At 56.7% G+C, this 16,575-nt stretch carries 15 protein-coding genes, 1 tRNA gene and 1 pseudogene; 10 read left to right on the forward strand and 7 right to left on the reverse strand.

All coding sequences use genetic code 11. The annotated features are described in order from the left end of the window. Positions 1-26: 26 nt before the first annotated feature. The 3 genes and pseudogenes from purC to I9018_RS07580 form a co-directional block, all read left to right on the forward strand. Positions 27-740: a phosphoribosylaminoimidazolesuccinocarboxamide synthase gene (purC, locus tag I9018_RS07570; protein ID WP_011059799.1), complete on the forward strand. Its 714-nt coding sequence runs from the start codon at positions 27-29 to the stop codon at positions 738-740. Positions 741-824: 84 nt separating this feature from the next. Beyond that, positions 825-914 (forward strand) — tRNA-Ser (locus I9018_RS07575). 248 nt (positions 915-1,162) lie between these two features. Then, positions 1,163-1,767, forward strand: a pseudogene (locus tag I9018_RS07580) (IS3 family transposase); the annotation flags it as partial. 284 nt (positions 1,768-2,051) lie between these two features. Here I9018_RS07580 and I9018_RS07585 read toward each other — a convergent pair. Genes I9018_RS07585 through I9018_RS07615 form a run of 7 tightly spaced genes read right to left on the reverse strand, consistent with a single transcriptional unit; the run spans position 2,052 to position 8,496 of the window. Next, positions 2,052-3,581: a hypothetical protein gene (locus tag I9018_RS07585; protein WP_241109116.1), complete on the reverse strand. Its 1,530-nt coding sequence runs from the start codon at positions 3,579-3,581 to the stop codon at positions 2,052-2,054. Continuing rightward, a complete protein-coding gene (locus I9018_RS07590; RefSeq protein ID WP_241109117.1) occupies positions 3,484-4,302 on the reverse strand; it encodes a glycosyltransferase family 2 protein in 819 nt (272 codons plus the stop codon). The genes I9018_RS07585 and I9018_RS07590 overlap by 98 nt, the downstream gene beginning before the upstream one ends. Positions 4,303-4,310: 8 nt before the next feature. Further along, complete coding sequence (locus I9018_RS07595) at positions 4,311-4,667, reverse strand: EamA family transporter (protein WP_068580019.1); 357 nt, start codon at positions 4,665-4,667, stop codon at positions 4,311-4,313. A 2-nt stretch (positions 4,668-4,669) separates the two neighbouring features. After that, positions 4,670-5,506 carry a sugar phosphate isomerase/epimerase family protein gene (locus tag I9018_RS07600; RefSeq protein ID WP_241109118.1) on the reverse strand — a complete coding sequence of 279 codons (837 nt, stop codon included), beginning with the start codon at positions 5,504-5,506 and terminating at the stop codon, positions 4,670-4,672. Continuing rightward, positions 5,503-6,297, reverse strand: a complete 795-nt coding sequence (locus I9018_RS07605; RefSeq protein ID WP_241109119.1) for a pyridine nucleotide transhydrogenase — start codon at positions 6,295-6,297, stop codon at positions 5,503-5,505. The genes I9018_RS07600 and I9018_RS07605 overlap by 4 nt, the downstream gene beginning before the upstream one ends. Then, positions 6,290-7,471 carry an FAD-dependent oxidoreductase gene (locus I9018_RS07610; protein ID WP_241109120.1) on the reverse strand — a complete coding sequence of 394 codons (1,182 nt, stop codon included), beginning with the start codon at positions 7,469-7,471 and terminating at the stop codon, positions 6,290-6,292. The genes I9018_RS07605 and I9018_RS07610 overlap by 8 nt, the downstream gene beginning before the upstream one ends. Continuing rightward, on the reverse strand, positions 7,471-8,496 hold the full coding sequence (locus I9018_RS07615; RefSeq protein ID WP_241109121.1) for a glycosyltransferase: 1,026 nt from the start codon (positions 8,494-8,496) through the stop codon (positions 7,471-7,473). The genes I9018_RS07610 and I9018_RS07615 overlap by 1 nt, the downstream gene beginning before the upstream one ends. 719 nt (positions 8,497-9,215) lie before the next feature. Here I9018_RS07615 and I9018_RS07620 point away from each other — a divergent pair. The 7 genes from I9018_RS07620 (at position 9,216) to I9018_RS07650 (ending at position 16,544) form a co-directional block, all read left to right on the forward strand. Continuing rightward, positions 9,216-9,929 carry a GntR family transcriptional regulator gene (locus tag I9018_RS07620; protein WP_241109122.1) on the forward strand — a complete coding sequence of 238 codons (714 nt, stop codon included), beginning with the start codon at positions 9,216-9,218 and terminating at the stop codon, positions 9,927-9,929. Beyond that, positions 9,926-10,714 (forward strand): SDR family oxidoreductase, encoded by a 789-nt coding sequence (locus tag I9018_RS07625; RefSeq protein WP_068586149.1) that lies wholly within the window; start codon positions 9,926-9,928, stop codon positions 10,712-10,714. The genes I9018_RS07620 and I9018_RS07625 overlap by 4 nt, the downstream gene beginning before the upstream one ends. A 98-nt stretch (positions 10,715-10,812) precedes the next feature. Further along, on the forward strand, positions 10,813-11,745 hold the full coding sequence (locus tag I9018_RS07630) for a 3-keto-5-aminohexanoate cleavage protein (RefSeq protein ID WP_241109123.1): 933 nt from the start codon (positions 10,813-10,815) through the stop codon (positions 11,743-11,745). A gap of 67 nt (positions 11,746-11,812) precedes the next feature. Continuing rightward, positions 11,813-12,691 carry an SMP-30/gluconolactonase/LRE family protein gene (locus I9018_RS07635; RefSeq protein ID WP_241109124.1) on the forward strand — a complete coding sequence of 293 codons (879 nt, stop codon included), beginning with the start codon at positions 11,813-11,815 and terminating at the stop codon, positions 12,689-12,691. Between the two features lie 66 nt (positions 12,692-12,757). Further along, positions 12,758-14,080 carry an MFS transporter gene (locus tag I9018_RS07640; protein WP_241109125.1) on the forward strand — a complete coding sequence of 441 codons (1,323 nt, stop codon included), beginning with the start codon at positions 12,758-12,760 and terminating at the stop codon, positions 14,078-14,080. Between the two features lie 69 nt (positions 14,081-14,149). Then, positions 14,150-15,487 (forward strand): MFS transporter, encoded by a 1,338-nt coding sequence (locus tag I9018_RS07645; RefSeq protein ID WP_241109126.1) that lies wholly within the window; start codon positions 14,150-14,152, stop codon positions 15,485-15,487. A gap of 130 nt (positions 15,488-15,617) precedes the next feature. Continuing rightward, entirely contained in the window at positions 15,618-16,544 is a 927-nt protein-coding gene (locus tag I9018_RS07650) for a LysR substrate-binding domain-containing protein (protein ID WP_068586141.1), read from the forward strand. Positions 16,545-16,575 lie beyond the last annotated feature (31 nt).

Here is a 16,575-nt window from a genome sequence, read left to right on the forward strand (position 1 = left end):
CACCTACTTAGCAAGCGGAGCCCATCATGGAAAAACGTGAAGAACTCTACCGTGGCAAAGCCAAATCGGTTTACAAGACCGATGACGCCGACCGCCTGATCCTGCTGTTTCGCAACGACACTTCGGCGTTCGATGGCAAGCGCATCGAGCAGTTGGATCGCAAGGGGATGGTGAACAACAAGTTCAACGCCTTCATCATGCAGAAGCTCGAAGCCGCGGGCGTGCCGACCCAATTCGACAAGCTGCTGGGCGACAACGAGTGCCTGGTGAAGAAGCTGGACATGATCCCGGTCGAATGCGTGGTGCGTAACTATGCAGCTGGCAGCCTGGTCAAGCGCCTGGGTGTGGAAGAGGGCATGAAGCTCAACCCCTACACCTTCGAGCTGTTCCTCAAGGACGACGCCAAGGGCGACCCGTTCATCAACGAATCCCACGTAGTGGCATTCGGTTGGGGCACTGCCGAGCAACTGGCCCGCATGAAAGAGTTGTCGCTCAAGGTCAACGAAGTCCTGAGCAAGCTGTTCGACGACGCCGGCCTGCTGCTGGTGGACTTCAAGCTGGAGTTCGGCGTGTTCAGCGACGGTTCCATCGTCCTGGGTGACGAGTTCAGCCCGGACGGTTGCCGCCTGTGGGACAAGGACACCAAGAAGAAGATGGACAAGGACCGCTTCCGCCAGGGCCTCGGTGACGTGATCGAAGCCTACGAAGAAGTGGCCCAGCGCCTCGGCGTACCGCTGTAATCGACGCAAGCATCTGATAGCACGGAAATTTTTTGCTCAAGGGGCTTCGCTTCCGGCAAAGGTGCTGTTATGATGCGCGCCGTTGGAGAGATGCCAGAGTGGCCGAATGGGACGGATTCGAAATCCGTTGTACCTTCGCGGGTACCTAGGGTTCGAATCCCTATCTCTCCGCCATATTGAAAGCCCCGAGCGCTTATAGCCCTCGGGGCTTTTTTCATTTGGGGAATTGGGAGAGGGTGATGTTCCGCCCAAGCCCCCGCTATCATTCCCGCCATGGCCTACTACGGGTGCGCGGACTCAAACTGCCACCAAGGGCCTGGTCATCACCGCTCTAGCGACATGACTGCCTATCGCTCTGCCGATTCAGGGAAGGCAAGTCGACGGCGATTGTTTGTCTTAACCGCGTGGTGATCAGTCACCTCAAGGTACGCAAGCTGATGAGCGAGATGAAACTGGTCAGCAAGCAGCCGGGCTCACATGCCTATAAAAAGGCACCAGTGGAACGGCCAGATATCCCGAATGTACTGGGTCGGGAGTTCACTATAGAGAGGCCGAATAAGGTCTGGTGCGGTGACATCCCCTATATCTGGGCTCAAGGCCGCTGGCACTATGTGGCGGCTGTGATCGATCTGTTCGCCCGCCGTGTAGTGGGCTGGGCATTTTCATCGAGGCCCGATGCCGACCGGGTGATCAAGGCTTTGGAGATGGCGTATGAACAGCGTGGCCGCCCCCAGAATGTGCTATTTCACAGCGACCAAGGAAGCCAGTACGGCAGCCGAAGCTTTCGCCAGCGGCTATGGCGTTATCGCTTCACACAAAGTATGAGTCGGCGTGGAAACTGCTACCACAACGCACCAATGGCGCGGTTGTTTCACAGTCTGAAACAGAATGGATACCGAGCGTGGGCTACATGAGCGCATCGCTGGCCCAGCAGGATATCGGTCGGTTTTTGATGCAGAGGTACAACTGGCAGCGGCCACATCAATTCAACAGTGGGCTGGCGCCCGCAGTGTCCGGGATTAGTTGACCACTACAGGCAGCACCTTCGCCGGCAGGGGCTAGCGACCATCGCTTAGGCCGCTAGCCTGCTATGTGGCGAGGAAAACCTCTTGGTCAGCTCGGTACCTTGATCGAAAACCTCTCCTGCTTGAATGTGCAGAGCACTACTATCTAGCTCAAATTTTCCACTTCATGGGCTCCGCCTTACTGGCAGACCTCTGGTTATGGTGTCGACTTCCTGTTCGAGAGTTGAGAGTGGCTGCTCGAGATTATGTGTTTTAAGAGTTGACCCCAGTACGAAATTTTAATCGATCAGTAATTATTAGCTTGTCCTGTTTTTCTGGTGATTGTTTTTTCGCAGGATATTTCTGGAGTGGTTTTACGGAATTTGACTTTCAGTAGCCATCCGATAAATCTAACTTGATAAGCCGTAAAGATGACATATGCTGGGAACATATATCTAAATGATGCTGCTTGATTGAGTATGAAGAATGATCCCATGTAGGAAACAGTCAGCGCAATCAGCCAGCGATCATAACGTCCGTAGGTTTTCCAGTTAAGTAGAAGTACAAGTAGTGTGATGGGCAGCCAGAAGAATGGTTTTGTGATTGATTTTAACGCATCACCCATCCAGTTGCTTAGGTTCAAAATCGTACCACTAATCCCTATCGGTTGACTGTAAGTCGAAACAAGATTGTTTAGGGTAGGTCCGGGCTCGGTAGCAAACACTTGCGTTTGAATATAGTCTTCGCACAAACCGATCATGCACTCATAAACTCTAATTTTCATATTGGCATATATGAGGGGGTGGTGGAGTATCATGCTCATCCATCGAGCCTTTAGTTCATCAGAGTTTACTAATATGATTCCTGAGGGCAGGATTGCATTTTCTCCCCAGAGTAGAGTGTCAATAGTAGAAAATGAATGTCGTTCTATAGCAATATTTGTGTCAGTGATCCCTTCTAGAGTTAGAGATGGCTCAATCGCGATTTTCGATTCTTCAGCTAAACGTAGCATCCCGATCAGTTCCCATGCAGGTGCTGCTGCTGAGCTTGTTCGTTCGCTGAAGCCTAGCCAGCTTGGGGATGCAGAAATAAGTCCGATTGAAAACATGATCAATGCTACAAGCAAGCATTTGATTTTGCGTGGAATCGTTTTCCCCGTAAATATTAATGCCATTACTACTGGGATGAGTACAAGGGAGTTTTGGCGAAAGCCAAACAAAATAATGCAGGAGATAAAAAATAAAGTAATTGGCGCCCATCTACGGCCTTGCTCTATAGCAAAGATTGCACCTACAACCATAATGATCGCTGCAAATGTCCATACATCCGGTACGACGAAGGATGTATAGACAAATATCAGAGGTAACAAAAATGTTAATGGTATCCAGAAAGGGCTTCTGCTGGACGTCATTGTGATCCACAACGAGCAGGCTAATATCAGATAGCCAATCTGAACTGCAGTGAAAACGCTTGTGGGCAAGTCAAGCAGTCCAATCGGCAGCATGAACATGGTCATTGTGGGTTGAAGCCATTGCTGCATGGACCAGGCGATATTAAGCTTGCCTGTAATGGTGAAAACTGCTGCCCATCTTGTCATTGTGTCACTCATGACAATGCCGGGGTTGAACAAAATAAATGATGCAGTAAGTATTAGTGCAAGCAGAGTAATCGCCAGCAATTTATGGCGCGATGCACGAAAAAGGTCTGTGCTCATTTCAAGTTTCTCATAATAAACAGGCTTAGTTTTTTGGCGAGTAAAAACCAAGGCAAGCAAAAAACAGAGTTTTAAGTACAGCAAAATTTCCTTTGAAGGCGCTAATTTTTGTAGGTACTTCACCTTTGGGGTATCGTCGAACAGTGGGGAGTTCCAAGCAGTTATACCCAAGTTTAGGAGCACGATATGAAAGATACGCCAACAGTTCGTAAGCTATGAACTCATCACGAAATGGTGACACTTTCGGGTCTAGCAGCATTTTCCGGCTGTAAGCACGAAAGCCTTGAGTGGTGTCCGTCCACTTGAACCCGGAGAAAAGGCTAAGCATCGGTGCATGGATAAAGCGAATAGCGAAGTCTCGCGATTTAGGGGTGTTCTCGGCGACACCGCCCGCTACGAAGCGGGAGGCCTGCACAAAATCGACGCCCTGTTTCATCGCGTCAATAAAGCGCGGTATAGCCTCAGGGTCATCCTTGTCATTACCGTCAATGGTCACAATGCCTTCATAGCCTTGATCGAGAGCAAAGGCATAAGCGCAACGGAGCTGGGCGCTGAGTTTTCCGGGAGCCGTCTTGAGCAGTAATCCTCGCACGCCGACTTGTTGTAATGCTTGCAACTCCAGCGAGCCGTCTGTGGTACCGCCATCGACAATGATTATGTCGGCAATATTTTCGATCTTGAGCGCCGCCATTCTGGTCAGCAGGCTTTTGATGCGTTCCCCCTCATTGATGACGGGAATCACCAGGCACCAAGAGTGCTGACGGCCAAGCCAGAGTCGAGTGTCATAGGAAGGAACTTGCCATGTTTGGCTGGCAGTAGGAGCAATATTAGAAGAAGTCATCATGTTTACCATCAGGCCACGCGAGCTGTAATTAGCCCTACGCCAGCAATTACCAATACGATCCCTGCCCCTGTAGTCCAGTGGAAGGATTCACGAAAAATCACGACTGAAAACAGGGCTACAGTCGCCACTGCTCCGGCGGTCAGAACCGGGTGTGCCACATTCAGTGGGAGGCGTGCCAAGGCAGCGGCATAAAGTAGAAAAGCTGCGCCATATAGCCCAAGTCCCACCCAAAATGGCCAATTACTCAACGCCACCATGGGCTCGCTGAGAGAGGGGAACTTACGGGGTGGCATCATGGCCATCTTCACCAGAACACTGGCGGAAGCATTGGAGAGAATGCCGAGAATGAGGATCAGCCACTTCATGCTCATGTGGCCACCTCAACGCCAGTCACGCGGTAATGTTGCATCGCTACCTGAAGGGCTCGTTCAATCGACACTACGTGCGATTCTCCCTTGGTAGCTACCATCTCGATGGAGACCACATTCTTAGGAAGGTACTGCGTCAGGGCGGCAGCCATTTGTCCATGCTCAGTACCACCATCGCCCAAAGGCAACAGGTCAGGTTCGCTGGCATGTACATGCCCGATCAGCGGGGCACAGTCACTTAAGACCACCAGAGGATTTTCACCGTTAATAGTGAGCGCGCCAGTGTCCAGTTGCATTCGGATGGCTGGATGCGCAACACGTTTCACTACATCGGCGGTTTCTGCGCTGCTGGTCATAAAGTTGGCGCCGTAACAGGTTGGGTTAGGCTCAAGACAGATAGTCACCCCGCAAGCCTGAGCGATATCTCCTAGCTGTCGGAAAAAAGGAATCGCGATGTCCAGAGCCTCTAGATCACTCAAACCGCTGCGATCTCGATTCTTCGGTGAGCCAAAAACCACCCGAGTCGCCCCCAGGATAGAGCCGATACGGCATATCGCTGCCAAATGCGTTAGCAGCGCAGCCTGGCTTTCAGCTGAGCCAAAGACATTTAGCCCTGTGGTACCAAACAATAGGGCTTGCATGCCGGTGATCTCGATCCCGCGTTCCGCCCACCAGTCTTTGACTTGATTAATCTCCCTATTCGTAGCTTTGGCTGGTTCTGGAAAATACTTGCCAGGAGCAATATCTATTGCATCAATCGCAAACCGCTGAAGCAGCATAGCGACCGTTTCATCTTCGTCGGTGTCCCACGCAATATTGGAAATTGCCAGCCTCATGCGCCAATCCCCGCACTGGCTTTAATCGTCAGTGGTTCGGACTGCGCGTAAGCCCTGACCGCTAGAATTGTTTCGCGGGTGCTGTATTGATAGGCGCCCGATGCACCAAATACTTCGGCATGTTTGGTCCTCAGATCATAGGTCGCAGCGGGGTTTGCCAAGGTATGGGTGAAGGATTTACCAAAACCCTGTTGGGAAATGTTCTCGACACTAACGGGCTCTGCCGTAAAGTGAACCAACTTCAAGCCGGCATTGAGTGCTGTTTGAATGTCATACCAAAGGTTAACCATCGGGTAGAACTGGAATACCCCTCGGCTATCAATTGCTTGAAGGTTATTGTCATTCAGAAAGTCGAAGATGACGTTCTTGCGAAGACCTGGACCTACCAGGCCCGGTAGGCGAACAATCAGGTAATTCGGAAAGTGCTTTTCGATGAATTTTTCCAGCAGGCGACGATGCAAACCATAGGCGTGCAGTCCCGACTCATCGACAATAGTGTCCTCGTCAACACCCGTAGGGTTCTTAAAGACATCAACAGTACTGATCAAAATAAAGGTTTTGCACTGGATGGTTTTGAGGTGTGCGATCAGCTCCTCTATTTTTTGTCGGTCGGCTTCTGGCTCCCGGTTGGCGATCCATTTCTGCGCTGGAGCACCGGCACACACTACCGTATCAAATGATTGGCCATCGATATCACCAATATTGGTTGAACGATAAAGTGATGTGAAATTTTCCTGTTTAAGAAGAGTACCGCCCACGTACCCAGAATATCCAATAAGCGAATTAAACATTCACCGCTCCAAATATAGATTTTTCTTGAGCATCGATGCCAGTAATGATTTCGGCTTCAAGTGTTTCAAGAACGTCATAAATATTGTCAATTTTACCGCCAAGAACCGAATAACAACCTGGTAACTCTGCGTGTTTTTCAAAAAGAATTGGCCTTCCGTCATCACCCTCGTTCTTCATTAGAACGGTTTTAACTTCGAATAACGAGTCGATGTGTTTGGCCTTCAATACTTCAGGAATATATCGCCCGACGTCTCTGACCATCCGATCTACGCGAGTGTCGCGTTCGTAACATCGCAGTTTTTCATAAGGATCAATCTCTGGAAGGTCATTCCAGTGCAGGTGCGGTGTATAGCGAACATGGGACAAGGTGTGCAGCTCTCGCGCAGGAAAAGGCATCATCGAGAAAAACGGGCCGTCCATCACCGTAATACCCAAACCATTGAGTGATGGGGGCATTTGCATCAGGGCCATTTCCGTAATTTCTTGCTTGAGGCCGGTACTGACACCGGGGAAATCACCTTTGAACTGATTGAGGCCGCTATAAGTGCAGTTGAATACATAGCGACAGGGGATTGATTCCTGGCTTCCATCCTTCTTCTTGGCTACGACCTGCAACGGCGCCTGTACCCCTTTTGAAATCGAGGTCACTCGTGTGTCGTAGTGGACCTGCACACCGCTTTCTTTCAGTTCGCGCTCTGCCCACTGTGCGAGTTGAGTGGTGTTGAACGCATATTCTTTGACCAGGTACACATCTTCGATCAGGCGGGGTTCGAACAAGCCCCGCAATACGGGATCTGCTGGCTGGATATCCGCACCAATTTCCCTACAAAAGCGCTCGAACTGTTTGGCCGTGACTTTCGAGTTTCGCCGGGCGATAGCGTAGAGCTTGGTGAAGTTTTGCTTCACCGCGAGCGGCCAATCCCGTACAAATTTCGGTAGGTTTACCCGACTTCGATAAGCGGTCGTAAAACTGCGTGGGTAGTGGTAGCCGTTATGTACTCGCGCCTGATTGTTGTAAGAGGCTCGCATCAACAGTGCTGGTTCGCGTTCAATTAGCAGGATGCGCTTGAGCCCGCGTTGCTTGGCCAGATACACGGCGATGGCGGCACCGTAGAACCCACCCCCAATTACTACGGCATCCTGACTGGTTCGGCTTGAATCGAGGCGCGACATCAGGAAACACGTTCAACGGTCGGGGTTTTCGCCGCGGCTGAATCTGATAACACCTCTTCGATGTTCAGTTTTTCAAGCCGGGTCATACGGGCACTCGTGAACTCTTGGCCTACATGATAAAGCGGCCCCTCATTCGACAGGCTGGCCATGTTCAGAATGTATTCGCCTAAGACCAACAGAACGAGCGAGATCAGAAAAAACATGCCCGACTGTTGCAGCGAAAGGCTGATCCAGCCCGGTGCAACGTTGGTTTCTAAGATACCAACCGCGAGTACATAAACGCAGTACACCAAGTTGGCAATGGCGCCAAACAGAGAGAGCGAGGTAACCAAGCGCATAGGTGCACGCGTGGTCGAGACCAGCAAGCGCATGCCGCGGTCGATGCTTTCACCCAATCGCTTGGGCCGAGATGTCAGTGGTGCGGAGCTGTAGTTCAGGTAAGCACGCGCGAATCCACCCGTTGCGGGAAGGTGCCTATAGGTCATCGCTGGCTGAGGGTGCTGCAGTATGAAATTGATCACCCGCTTACTTAGAATACGGTATTGCGGTGCTTCCTTGGCCAGATGAACACCATTGAAGCGATTGTAGAGGCCATGAAAAACGGCGTTGGCCCCACGATAAGCAAGGCTCTGCGCGGGCTTTTGCGCATTATTAGCAAACACCACATCAGCACCGCTGACTGCTTGATCGAGCATCTTTGGAATAAAGCTAATGTCATCGACCAGCGGATCGACAACGACAACAAAATCACCCAGCGCATTCTCCAATCCAACCCAGGAGGCAGTATCCGCATCTACCTCTTTGGTCAGGGCATAAACTTGTAAATTGGCCAGCCCGTTTTCAGCGGTTAACTGCTTCAACACTAAAATGCTGTCGTCATCCGAGGCGTTATCCACCACGATCAACTCATAATCACTAACGATGTTCGCAATGACAGCCGCGGCATCAGACAGGATATTTTCAATACTTGCTGACTGATTTCGCACCACAAACACGGCAGATAAAAAACAGGGAAAGGTGGGCATTTTTGTACTCTTAAATGGATTGCCTAAAGCAATGTCCTGTTAAACAAAAAATCCTAGCCATTTTGAGCTAAAAATTAGCCCCTCTTTGACGCAGGGCTTGGAGACCCAGCCTGCTTTACCCTACCTTGAAGAGGCTGAGAGTGGCCGCATTTCGAGCGTGGGCATTTTTATCTTCTGGATCGGTTGGAGCGGCGATTTTCGAAGGCACCCTAAGGGCCTATGCGGTGATTCGCTTCACATCGCCGCTCTTAAAAAGCCCATCATAATGGATAGGAGGCGTTTATGCCCTATGAGTAGCGTTTTGCGCTTGATCTTGTCCTCTGCAAGCATGAAATTCAACATCAATGGCGTTATGTGCAATGTCGGGGCTACTCGATACCGGCTGCAACTGGAGCCCAATTGAGATAACTCCCTCAAGCCCTGCTTGAGGGAAAAATCAGGGGGGAATTTAGAGGCGCTCTCGGCCACAAGGCATCTTGAGAGAACGACCAAAACGCCGTTTTTCTGGCCTTCAGCGGTCTACTGGGAAGCTAAAAGGGGTGGGTTCCCAGCTCTGCGCCGTTGGTCAAAACAAAAGTCCCTGTGATCATCGATCGCGAGGGCTTTTTCGTTTTCGGACTTTTTGCAGCGGTCTCTTCAGTAGCTGAATCGGATATTTGACATATTTGATTTGTGATCACATATTGTCAGGCACAAGAATCACAATACAGGTACGCCCCATGTCCGAAGGTCCAATCCCTCTTCCTACGCTGCGTCAGGTTTCGCGCGATACCTTGCAAGAGCAGGTATACCGGCAAATTCGCGAGGCCTTGATGAGCGGCCGTTTCCAGCCTGGCCAGAAGCTGACCATCCGCGGCCTGGCCGAAGCCTTGGGGTCCAGCCCGATGCCGGTACGCGAGGCGTTGCAGCGCCTGAGTGCGGAAAAAGCCTTTGAAGTTACCGAGACCTCTCGCCTGCGGGTACGAATGATGACCGTAGAGCGTCTGCGGGAGATTCGTGATGCAAGGGTGGCGCTGGAAGGGCTGCTGGCGGAGAAGGCAGTGCAGCATTTGCAGCAGGGCGACATGCAGGAAATCGCCGAACTCTGTCGGCAGATGCGCAAGGCCGCCGACGAAGTGGATGTTTCCCGCTACCTATGGACCAACTTCGCCTTCCACCGGCGTATCTATGCCGTGGCTCGGGCCGAACTGACCATGGCTGCGGTGGAGAACTTCTGGCTGCACATGGGGCCTTGCTTCGCCCTGGTGGCCCCCGACAAGGCTCACCTGCAACGTTCCATGGAGGCCCACGACCGGATCGTCGCGGCCCTGGCGGCTGCTGATGCACCTGCTGCCCGGGCGGCGGTCACCGACGACATCATGCAGGCCGCCGACTCCCTGGGCCGTTTGCTGGCCAAGACATCCAAGGCGGTGGTCAAAGGAGGCCGGGCATGAGCATCCTGCAACGTTTGCAGCCTTATCCGGGCCTGCGGGTAATGATTTCCGGCGGTGCAGCGGGTATCGGCGAAGTGCTTGCCCGCGCCTATCTCGAAGCTGGGGCCGAGGTCCATGTATGCGATGTCAGCGAGGCGGCCCTGGCGGCGTTTCGCGACCGCCACCCCCAGGCCTTGGCCAGCCGGGCCGATGTCGGTGATCCGCAGCAGATCGAGGCATTGTTCCAACTGCAGGTCCAGCGCTTCGGCGGGTTGGATGTACTGGTCAACAACGCCGGTATCGCCGGGCCCACCGCGGGCATCGATGCGGTCAGCGATGCCGACTGGCAACGCACCATCGATATCAACCTCACCGCGCAATACCGTTTCGCCCACCATGCCGTGCCTTTGCTCAAGGCCTCGCAGAACGCTCATCTGTTGCATATCGCCTCGGTGGCCGGACGCCTGGGTTATGCCTGGCGCACCCCGTATGCGGCGACCAAGTGGGCGATCGTCGGGTTGATGAAGTCCCTGGCCGCCGAACTCGGGGCCAGCGATATCCGCGTCAATGCGCTATTGCCGGGGATCGTCGAAGGGCCGCGCATGGAGGCGGTGATCCAGGCCCGGGCTGAACAGACCGGCGTACCCATGGAGCAGATGCGCCAGGAGTACCTGGACAAGATCTCGCTCAAGCGCATGGTCAGCGCCGAGGACGTGGCGGCCATGGCCTTGTTCCTCTGTTCGCCGGCGGCCCGCAATGTCACCGGGCAGGCGATCAGCGTCGACGGCAACGTCGAGTACCTCTAGCCGCCTCGGCGGCCAGCCCCGCCGAAGGACTCGGCGGTGGATTCCATCAGCGACACCCTGGGATTTTTTTCTTCAAGAATAAAAGTCGGAGCACCGTCATGCCTGGAAAAACCCCTGTCATCATCACCTGCGCCGTTACCGGTGCGATCCATACCCCCTCCATGTCCCCTTATCTGCCGATCACTGCCGGGCAGATCGCGAGCGAGGCCATCGCCGCGGCCGAGGCCGGAGCCGCCATCGTCCATCTGCATGCCCGTGACCCGGAAGATGGCCGGCCGAGCCAGGACCCCAGGCTATTTCGCCAGTTTCTGCCACAGATCAAGGCGGCCAGTGATGTGGTGATCAATCTCACCACGGGCGGTGCGCCGACCATGGGGGTCGAGGAGCGGCTACAGCCGGTTTTGGAGTTCAAGCCGGAACTGGCTTCGTTGAACATGGGCTCGATGAACTTCGGCCTGTACGAAATGCTCAGTCGCTATAGCGAGTTCAAGCACGACTGGGAGCAGCCCTACCTGGCGGAGAGCGACGATCGGATCTTCCGCAATACTTTTAGAGATATTGCCCACATCCTCGGGGCTTGCGCCGAGAATCGCACCCGCTTCGAAATCGAGTGCTACGACATCGGCCATCTCTATACCGCGGCACATTTCCTTGAGCGCGCGCTGCTCAAGACACCGTTGTTCATCCAGTCGGTGTTCGGCTTGCGTGGCGGTATCGGTGGCCACCCCGAGGACCTGGCCCATATGCGCCGGACCGCCGACCGCCTGTTCGGCGATGCCTATCACTGGTCGATTCTCGGCGCCGGACGCAACCAGATCCCCCTGGGGACCATGGGCCTGGCCATGGGCAGTCATGTCCGGGTGGGCCTGGAGGACTCGCTCTGGGATGGCCCGGGCAAGCTGGCCGCCAGCAATGCCGACCAGGTGCGCCGTATCCGCACGGTCATCGAGGCCCTGGGTGGCCGTGTGGCGACGCCGGATGAAGCCCGGGCCATGCTCGGGCTCAAGGGGCGCGACCAGGTCGCATTCTAGACGGCACATCCAGCCTGGGCGGAGCCTGTCCGCCCATCCCGCACAACAACAATAAAGGGATAACACCATGCGTATCGAAGTCCTGGTGGATGTCAAAACCAATCTCGGCGAAGGTCCGGTCTGGGACCTGGAACAACAACGGCTGTACTGGGTCGACAGCGCCGATGGGCGAATCCTGCGCTGTACCGTCGATGGCACCGAGATCAGGGCCTGGGACGTGGCGCAGAAAATCGGCTCCATGGCTCTGCGCCACTGTGGTGAGCAAGCGCTGGTCGCCCTGCAGGAGGGGCTGCATAACCTGGACCTGCGTAGCGGCGAATTGAAGTTGATCGTGGATCCGGAGCCCGGCCTGCCGCATAACCGGCTCAACGATGGCAAGGTCGACCGCCAGGGGCGTTTTGTCTTCGGCTCCATGGATACCCGCGAAGAAAGCCCCAGCGCCAAGCTCTATCGGTTGGACCCGGACTTCAGCCTGCATACCCTCGATAGCGAGATCATCGTTTCCAATGGCCCGTGCTGGAGCCCGGGAGGCGACCTCCTGTATTTCGCCGACACCTGGTCGGGGGAAATCCGTGCCTACGACTACGACACCACCACGGGTGCGGTGCGTAACCGGCGGACCTTCGCCAAGGTCGATACCGCCGCCGGCGGTGCCGCCGACGGTTGCACCGTGGATGCCGAGGGCTACCTGTGGCAGGCCCTGGTCTATGCCGGCCAATTGGTGCGCTACAGCCCGGACGGGCGGGTCGACCGGGTCATCGAGATGCCAGTGAAGAAGGTCACCAGCCTGACCTTCGGCGGACCGGACCTGGACATCCTGTTCGTCACCTCGATGGCCCGGCCGCCATTGCCACGCTTCCCAGCGGACGGCCAGCAGCGTGGGGCCTTGTTCGCCATCCATGGCCTGGGTGTGCGGGGTATCGCCGAGCGCCGTTTCGCCGGCTGAAGCAGTCCCCTCCATCCTTTCTGCAATCCCGTGTCAGTGCGCGTCATCACGCGCCTGGAGAGGCCCATGGCTATCGTCAAGAACGCTTCGCTGCGCCAGATTCATCGTCACTCCTGGGTGTCTTTGCTGGTCTGCTGGATGATCTGGATCCTCAATGCCTACGACCGTGAGATCGTCTTGCGGCTGGGGCCGACCATTTCCAAGCACTTCGAATTGTCCGCCGAACAATGGGGGACGCTCGCGACCCTGATCATGCTGGCCCTGGCCTTGCTGGATATTCCCGGTTCGATCTGGAGCGACCGGCATGGTGGCGGCTGGAAGCGTGCGCGTTTCCAGGTCCCGCTGGTGCTGGGCTACACCGCCATTTCGTTCCTGTCCGGATTCAAGGCCCTGAGCGGCAACCTGGCCGCGTTCGTCGCCTTGCGCGTAGGCGTCAACCTGGGCGCCGGCTGGGGGGAACCCGTCGGGGTGAGCAATACCGCCGAATGGTGGCCGGTGGAGCGCCGCGGGTTCGCCCTTGGGGCGCACCACACCGGTTACCCGATCGGCGCCATGCTCAGTGGCCTGGTGGCCAGTTTCGTCATCGGTACCTTTGGCGAGGACAACTGGCGCTATGTGTTCTTCTTTGCCTTCGTCGTGGCCGTACCACTGATGCTGTTCTGGGCACGCTACTCCACGCCCCAGCGCATCACCCAGCTCTACCTCGACATCGCCGCCAAGGGCATGACCCCACCGCACAGCACTCCCGTGACCCAGGCCAAGGGACAGGCGTGGCGTACCTTCGTCGCGACCCTGGGCAATCGCAATATCGCCCTCACGGCCGGCAATACCCTGCTTACCCAGGTGGTATACATGGGCGTGAACATCGTCCTGCCGGCCTACCTGTACAACATCACCGGCCTGTCCCTGGCCGAGTCCGCGGGCATGAGCGTGGTCTTCACCCTGACCGGGATTCTCGGGCAACTGATCTGGCCGTCGCTGTCCGACATCATCGGCCGGCGCCCGACCCTGATCATCTGCGGGCTATGGATGGCCGCCAGTGTCGCGGCCTTCTACTTCGCCAGCACCCTGGCGCTGGTCATCGTCATGCAGTTGCTGTTCGGCCTGGTGGCCAATGCGGTGTGGCCGATCTACTACGCCGTGGCCTGCGATTCGGCCGAGCCCTCGGCTACTTCCACCGCCAACGGCATCATCACCACCGCCATGTTCATCGGTGGAGGCATGGCACCGCTGCTGATGGGCAGCCTGATCGCCTCCGGCGGAGGCTGGACCAGCCTGCCGGGCTACATCCTGTGTTTCTTCGTCATGGCCGGTTGTGCCCTGGGCGGCGTGCTGCTGCAGCTGTTCGCCCGGCATGCGCAACCGCCGCTGGCGCAACCCGAGTTCTAGAACAACACCGATGCGCTCCCCGGCCATTGCTGGCGGGGCGCCAAAACCGCTCGATATGAGGCCCGTACCATGCATACCGCCGCACGCACCGCTCCCCGGGACCAGCAGCAGTTGACCCGCTTGATGTTCCGCAAGCTCATGCCATTGTTGATCGCCGCCTATGTCCTGAGCTTTCTCGATCGCACCAACATCGCCCTGGCCAAGCACCAGCTGGATGTCGACCTGGGAATTTCCGCCGCGGCCTATGGCCTTGGCGCCGGATTGTTCTTCCTCACCTACGCGCTGTCCGAAGTGCCGAGCAACCTGATCATGCACCGGGTCGGCGCGCGTTTCTGGATCGCCCGGATCATGGCCACCTGGGGCTTGATCTCGGCTGCCATGGCCTTTGTCCAGGGCGAGACTTCCTTCTACGTGCTGCGCCTGTTGCTGGGGATCGCCGAGGCCGGGCTGTTCCCCGGGGTGATGCTGTACCTGACCTACTGGTTCGATCGCCAGCAGCGGGCCCAGGCCACCGGTTACTTCCTGCTGGGCGTGTGCCTGGCCAATATCATCGGTGGCCCGTTGGGCGCGGCGTTGATGAAAATGGATGGCCTGCTGGGCTGGCATGGCTGGCAATGGATGTTCCTGCTCGAAGGTTTGCCCGCGGTGTTCTTCGCCTGGGTGGTCTGGCGGCACCTGCCGGATCGTCCGGGCAAGGCCCGCTGGCTGAGCGCCGAAGAGGCCCGCGCCGTCGAGCAGCGCCTGGCCAGGGAAGCCGATGAAGGCGCAGGGCAGGGCGGGCATTCGTTCAGGCAGTGCTTCACCCCGCAGATCCTGCTGGCGATCTTTGTGTACTTCTGCCACCAGATCACCATCTATACCGTGATCTTTTTTCTCCCCGGCATCATCGGCAAGTACGGCAGCCTGAGCATCATGCATGTCGGCCTGTTGAACTCGCTGCCATGGATCGCGGCCGCCGTGGGAGCGCTGACCTTGCCCCGGCTGGCTACCAGCCCTCGGCGCTCACGACACCTGCTGGTGATGGGCCTGTTGGTGATGGCCGCAGGAGTGCTGCTGGCCGCGGTGTCTGGCCCGGTATTGAGTCTGTTGGGGTTCTGCGTGGCGGCGCTGATGTTCTTCGTCGTGCAGTCGATCATCTTCCTGTACCCGGCCTCGCGACTCAAAGGCGCCGCCCTGGCCGGTGGCTTGGGCTTCGTGAACTGCTGCGGCCTGCTGGGTGGGTTTGTCGGGCCGTCGGTCATGGGCGCGATCGAAATGACCACCGGCGATGCCATGAACGGTCTGAAGGTGATCGCCCTGGTGCTGTTGCTGGCCGCATTGGTGGCGCTGCGTTTGCGCCAGGGGCAGGAAGATCGGCAGCCGTGTCATGGGGCAGTGGCCAGGTCGGCGAAGCAGCACTCGATATGAACTGGCCCGCCAGGTTCGGGGCCGGTGCGTGATGTCCGATTGAGTGCAGTGGCAACTGCAATGCCTTGGCTGGACGCCAACCCCCGGGCCTTTCTACACTGCACGGCATCTGGGGAATGGGGCATCGCCGATGAATCGCAATGAACTGCGCAAGGCTGATATCAACCTGATGGTGGTGTTCGAGGCGCTGATGCTGGAGCGCAACGTCACCCGGGTGGCGGAGAAACTGTTCCTCGGCCAGCCCACCATCAGTTCCGCGCTCAACCGATTGCGGGCGATGTTCAACGATCCGCTGTTCATTCGTGTCGGCCATCGGATGGAGCCTACCGCCCGTGCCGAGCAGCTGATCCAGCACCTGTCGCCCGCCCTGGATGCCCTGTCCTCGGCCTTGAGCCTGACCCATGATTTCGACCCCGCCAGCAGCACCATGACCTTTCGCATCGGCCTGTCCGACGATGTCGAGTTCGGCTTGCTGCCGCCCTTGCTGCGGGCCTTGCGCCAGGAAGCGCCGCAGGTGGTGGTCGTGGTCCAGCATGTGGACTACTGGCGGATTCCCGACTTGCTGGCCTCTGGCGATATCACGGTCGGCATCAGCCAGACCCGGGGCCTGCCGGCCAATGCCAAGCGCAAGTTGCTGCGGCATATCCAACCCAGCGTGCTGCGCGCCGATGCCAGCGACACGCCGATGAGCCTCGATGAGTACTGCTCGCGGCCCCATGTGCTGGTGTCCCACACCGCCAATGTCGCCGGCTTCGCCGATGAGTGGCTGGCGGAAATCGGCCGTACGCGCCAGGTGGTGCTGTCGGTGCCGCAGTACAGTTCCCTGCCGGCGCTGCTGGCCGGTACCAAGCTGATCGCCAGCCTGCCGGACTACGCGGCCATGGCCATGGCGGCCTCGGGGCAATTGCATTGCGAGCCGTTCCCGTTCAAGACCCCGACCCTGGACCTGTCGATGGTCTGGCTCAGCCATGTCGACACCGATCCTGCCGAGCGCTGGCTGCGCTCGCGGCTGGAGGCATTCATGAGCGAACGAGCACCGCTGCCGCTCGCCACCTGAATGCCCCGCTGGTGATCGCTGCCCTGGCATT

Source organism: Pseudomonas sp. MPFS (genome assembly GCF_022537035.1).
Taxonomy (GTDB): Bacteria; Pseudomonadota; Gammaproteobacteria; order Pseudomonadales; family Pseudomonadaceae; genus Aquipseudomonas; species Aquipseudomonas sessilinigenes.

Excerpts from the sequence above, each read along its gene's own strand:
- I9018_RS07590 (WP_241109117.1), bottom strand. The coding sequence starts at position 4,302 with ATGATGACTTCTTCTAATATTGCTCCTACTGCCAGCCAAACATGGCAA.
- I9018_RS07635 (WP_241109124.1), top strand. The coding sequence starts at position 11,813 with ATGCGTATCGAAGTCCTGGTGGATGTCAAAACCAATCTCGGCGAAGGT.
- I9018_RS07650 (WP_068586141.1), top strand. The coding sequence starts at position 15,618 with ATGAATCGCAATGAACTGCGCAAGGCTGATATCAACCTGATGGTGGTG.
- I9018_RS07640 (WP_241109125.1), top strand. The coding sequence starts at position 12,758 with ATGGCTATCGTCAAGAACGCTTCGCTGCGCCAGATTCATCGTCACTCC.
- I9018_RS07610 (WP_241109120.1), bottom strand. The coding sequence starts at position 7,471 with ATGTCGCGCCTCGATTCAAGCCGAACCAGTCAGGATGCCGTAGTAATT.
- I9018_RS07595 (WP_068580019.1), bottom strand. The coding sequence starts at position 4,667 with ATGAAGTGGCTGATCCTCATTCTCGGCATTCTCTCCAATGCTTCCGCC.
- I9018_RS07605 (WP_241109119.1), bottom strand. The coding sequence starts at position 6,297 with ATGTTTAATTCGCTTATTGGATATTCTGGGTACGTGGGCGGTACTCTT.
- I9018_RS07615 (WP_241109121.1), bottom strand. The coding sequence starts at position 8,496 with ATGCCCACCTTTCCCTGTTTTTTATCTGCCGTGTTTGTGGTGCGAAAT.
- I9018_RS07625 (WP_068586149.1), top strand. The coding sequence starts at position 9,926 with ATGAGCATCCTGCAACGTTTGCAGCCTTATCCGGGCCTGCGGGTAATG.
- I9018_RS07645 (WP_241109126.1), top strand. The coding sequence starts at position 14,150 with ATGCATACCGCCGCACGCACCGCTCCCCGGGACCAGCAGCAGTTGACC.
- I9018_RS07600 (WP_241109118.1), bottom strand. The coding sequence starts at position 5,506 with ATGAGGCTGGCAATTTCCAATATTGCGTGGGACACCGACGAAGATGAA.
- I9018_RS07620 (WP_241109122.1), top strand. The coding sequence starts at position 9,216 with ATGTCCGAAGGTCCAATCCCTCTTCCTACGCTGCGTCAGGTTTCGCGC.
- I9018_RS07630 (WP_241109123.1), top strand. The coding sequence starts at position 10,813 with ATGCCTGGAAAAACCCCTGTCATCATCACCTGCGCCGTTACCGGTGCG.
- purC (WP_011059799.1), top strand. The coding sequence starts at position 27 with ATGGAAAAACGTGAAGAACTCTACCGTGGCAAAGCCAAATCGGTTTAC.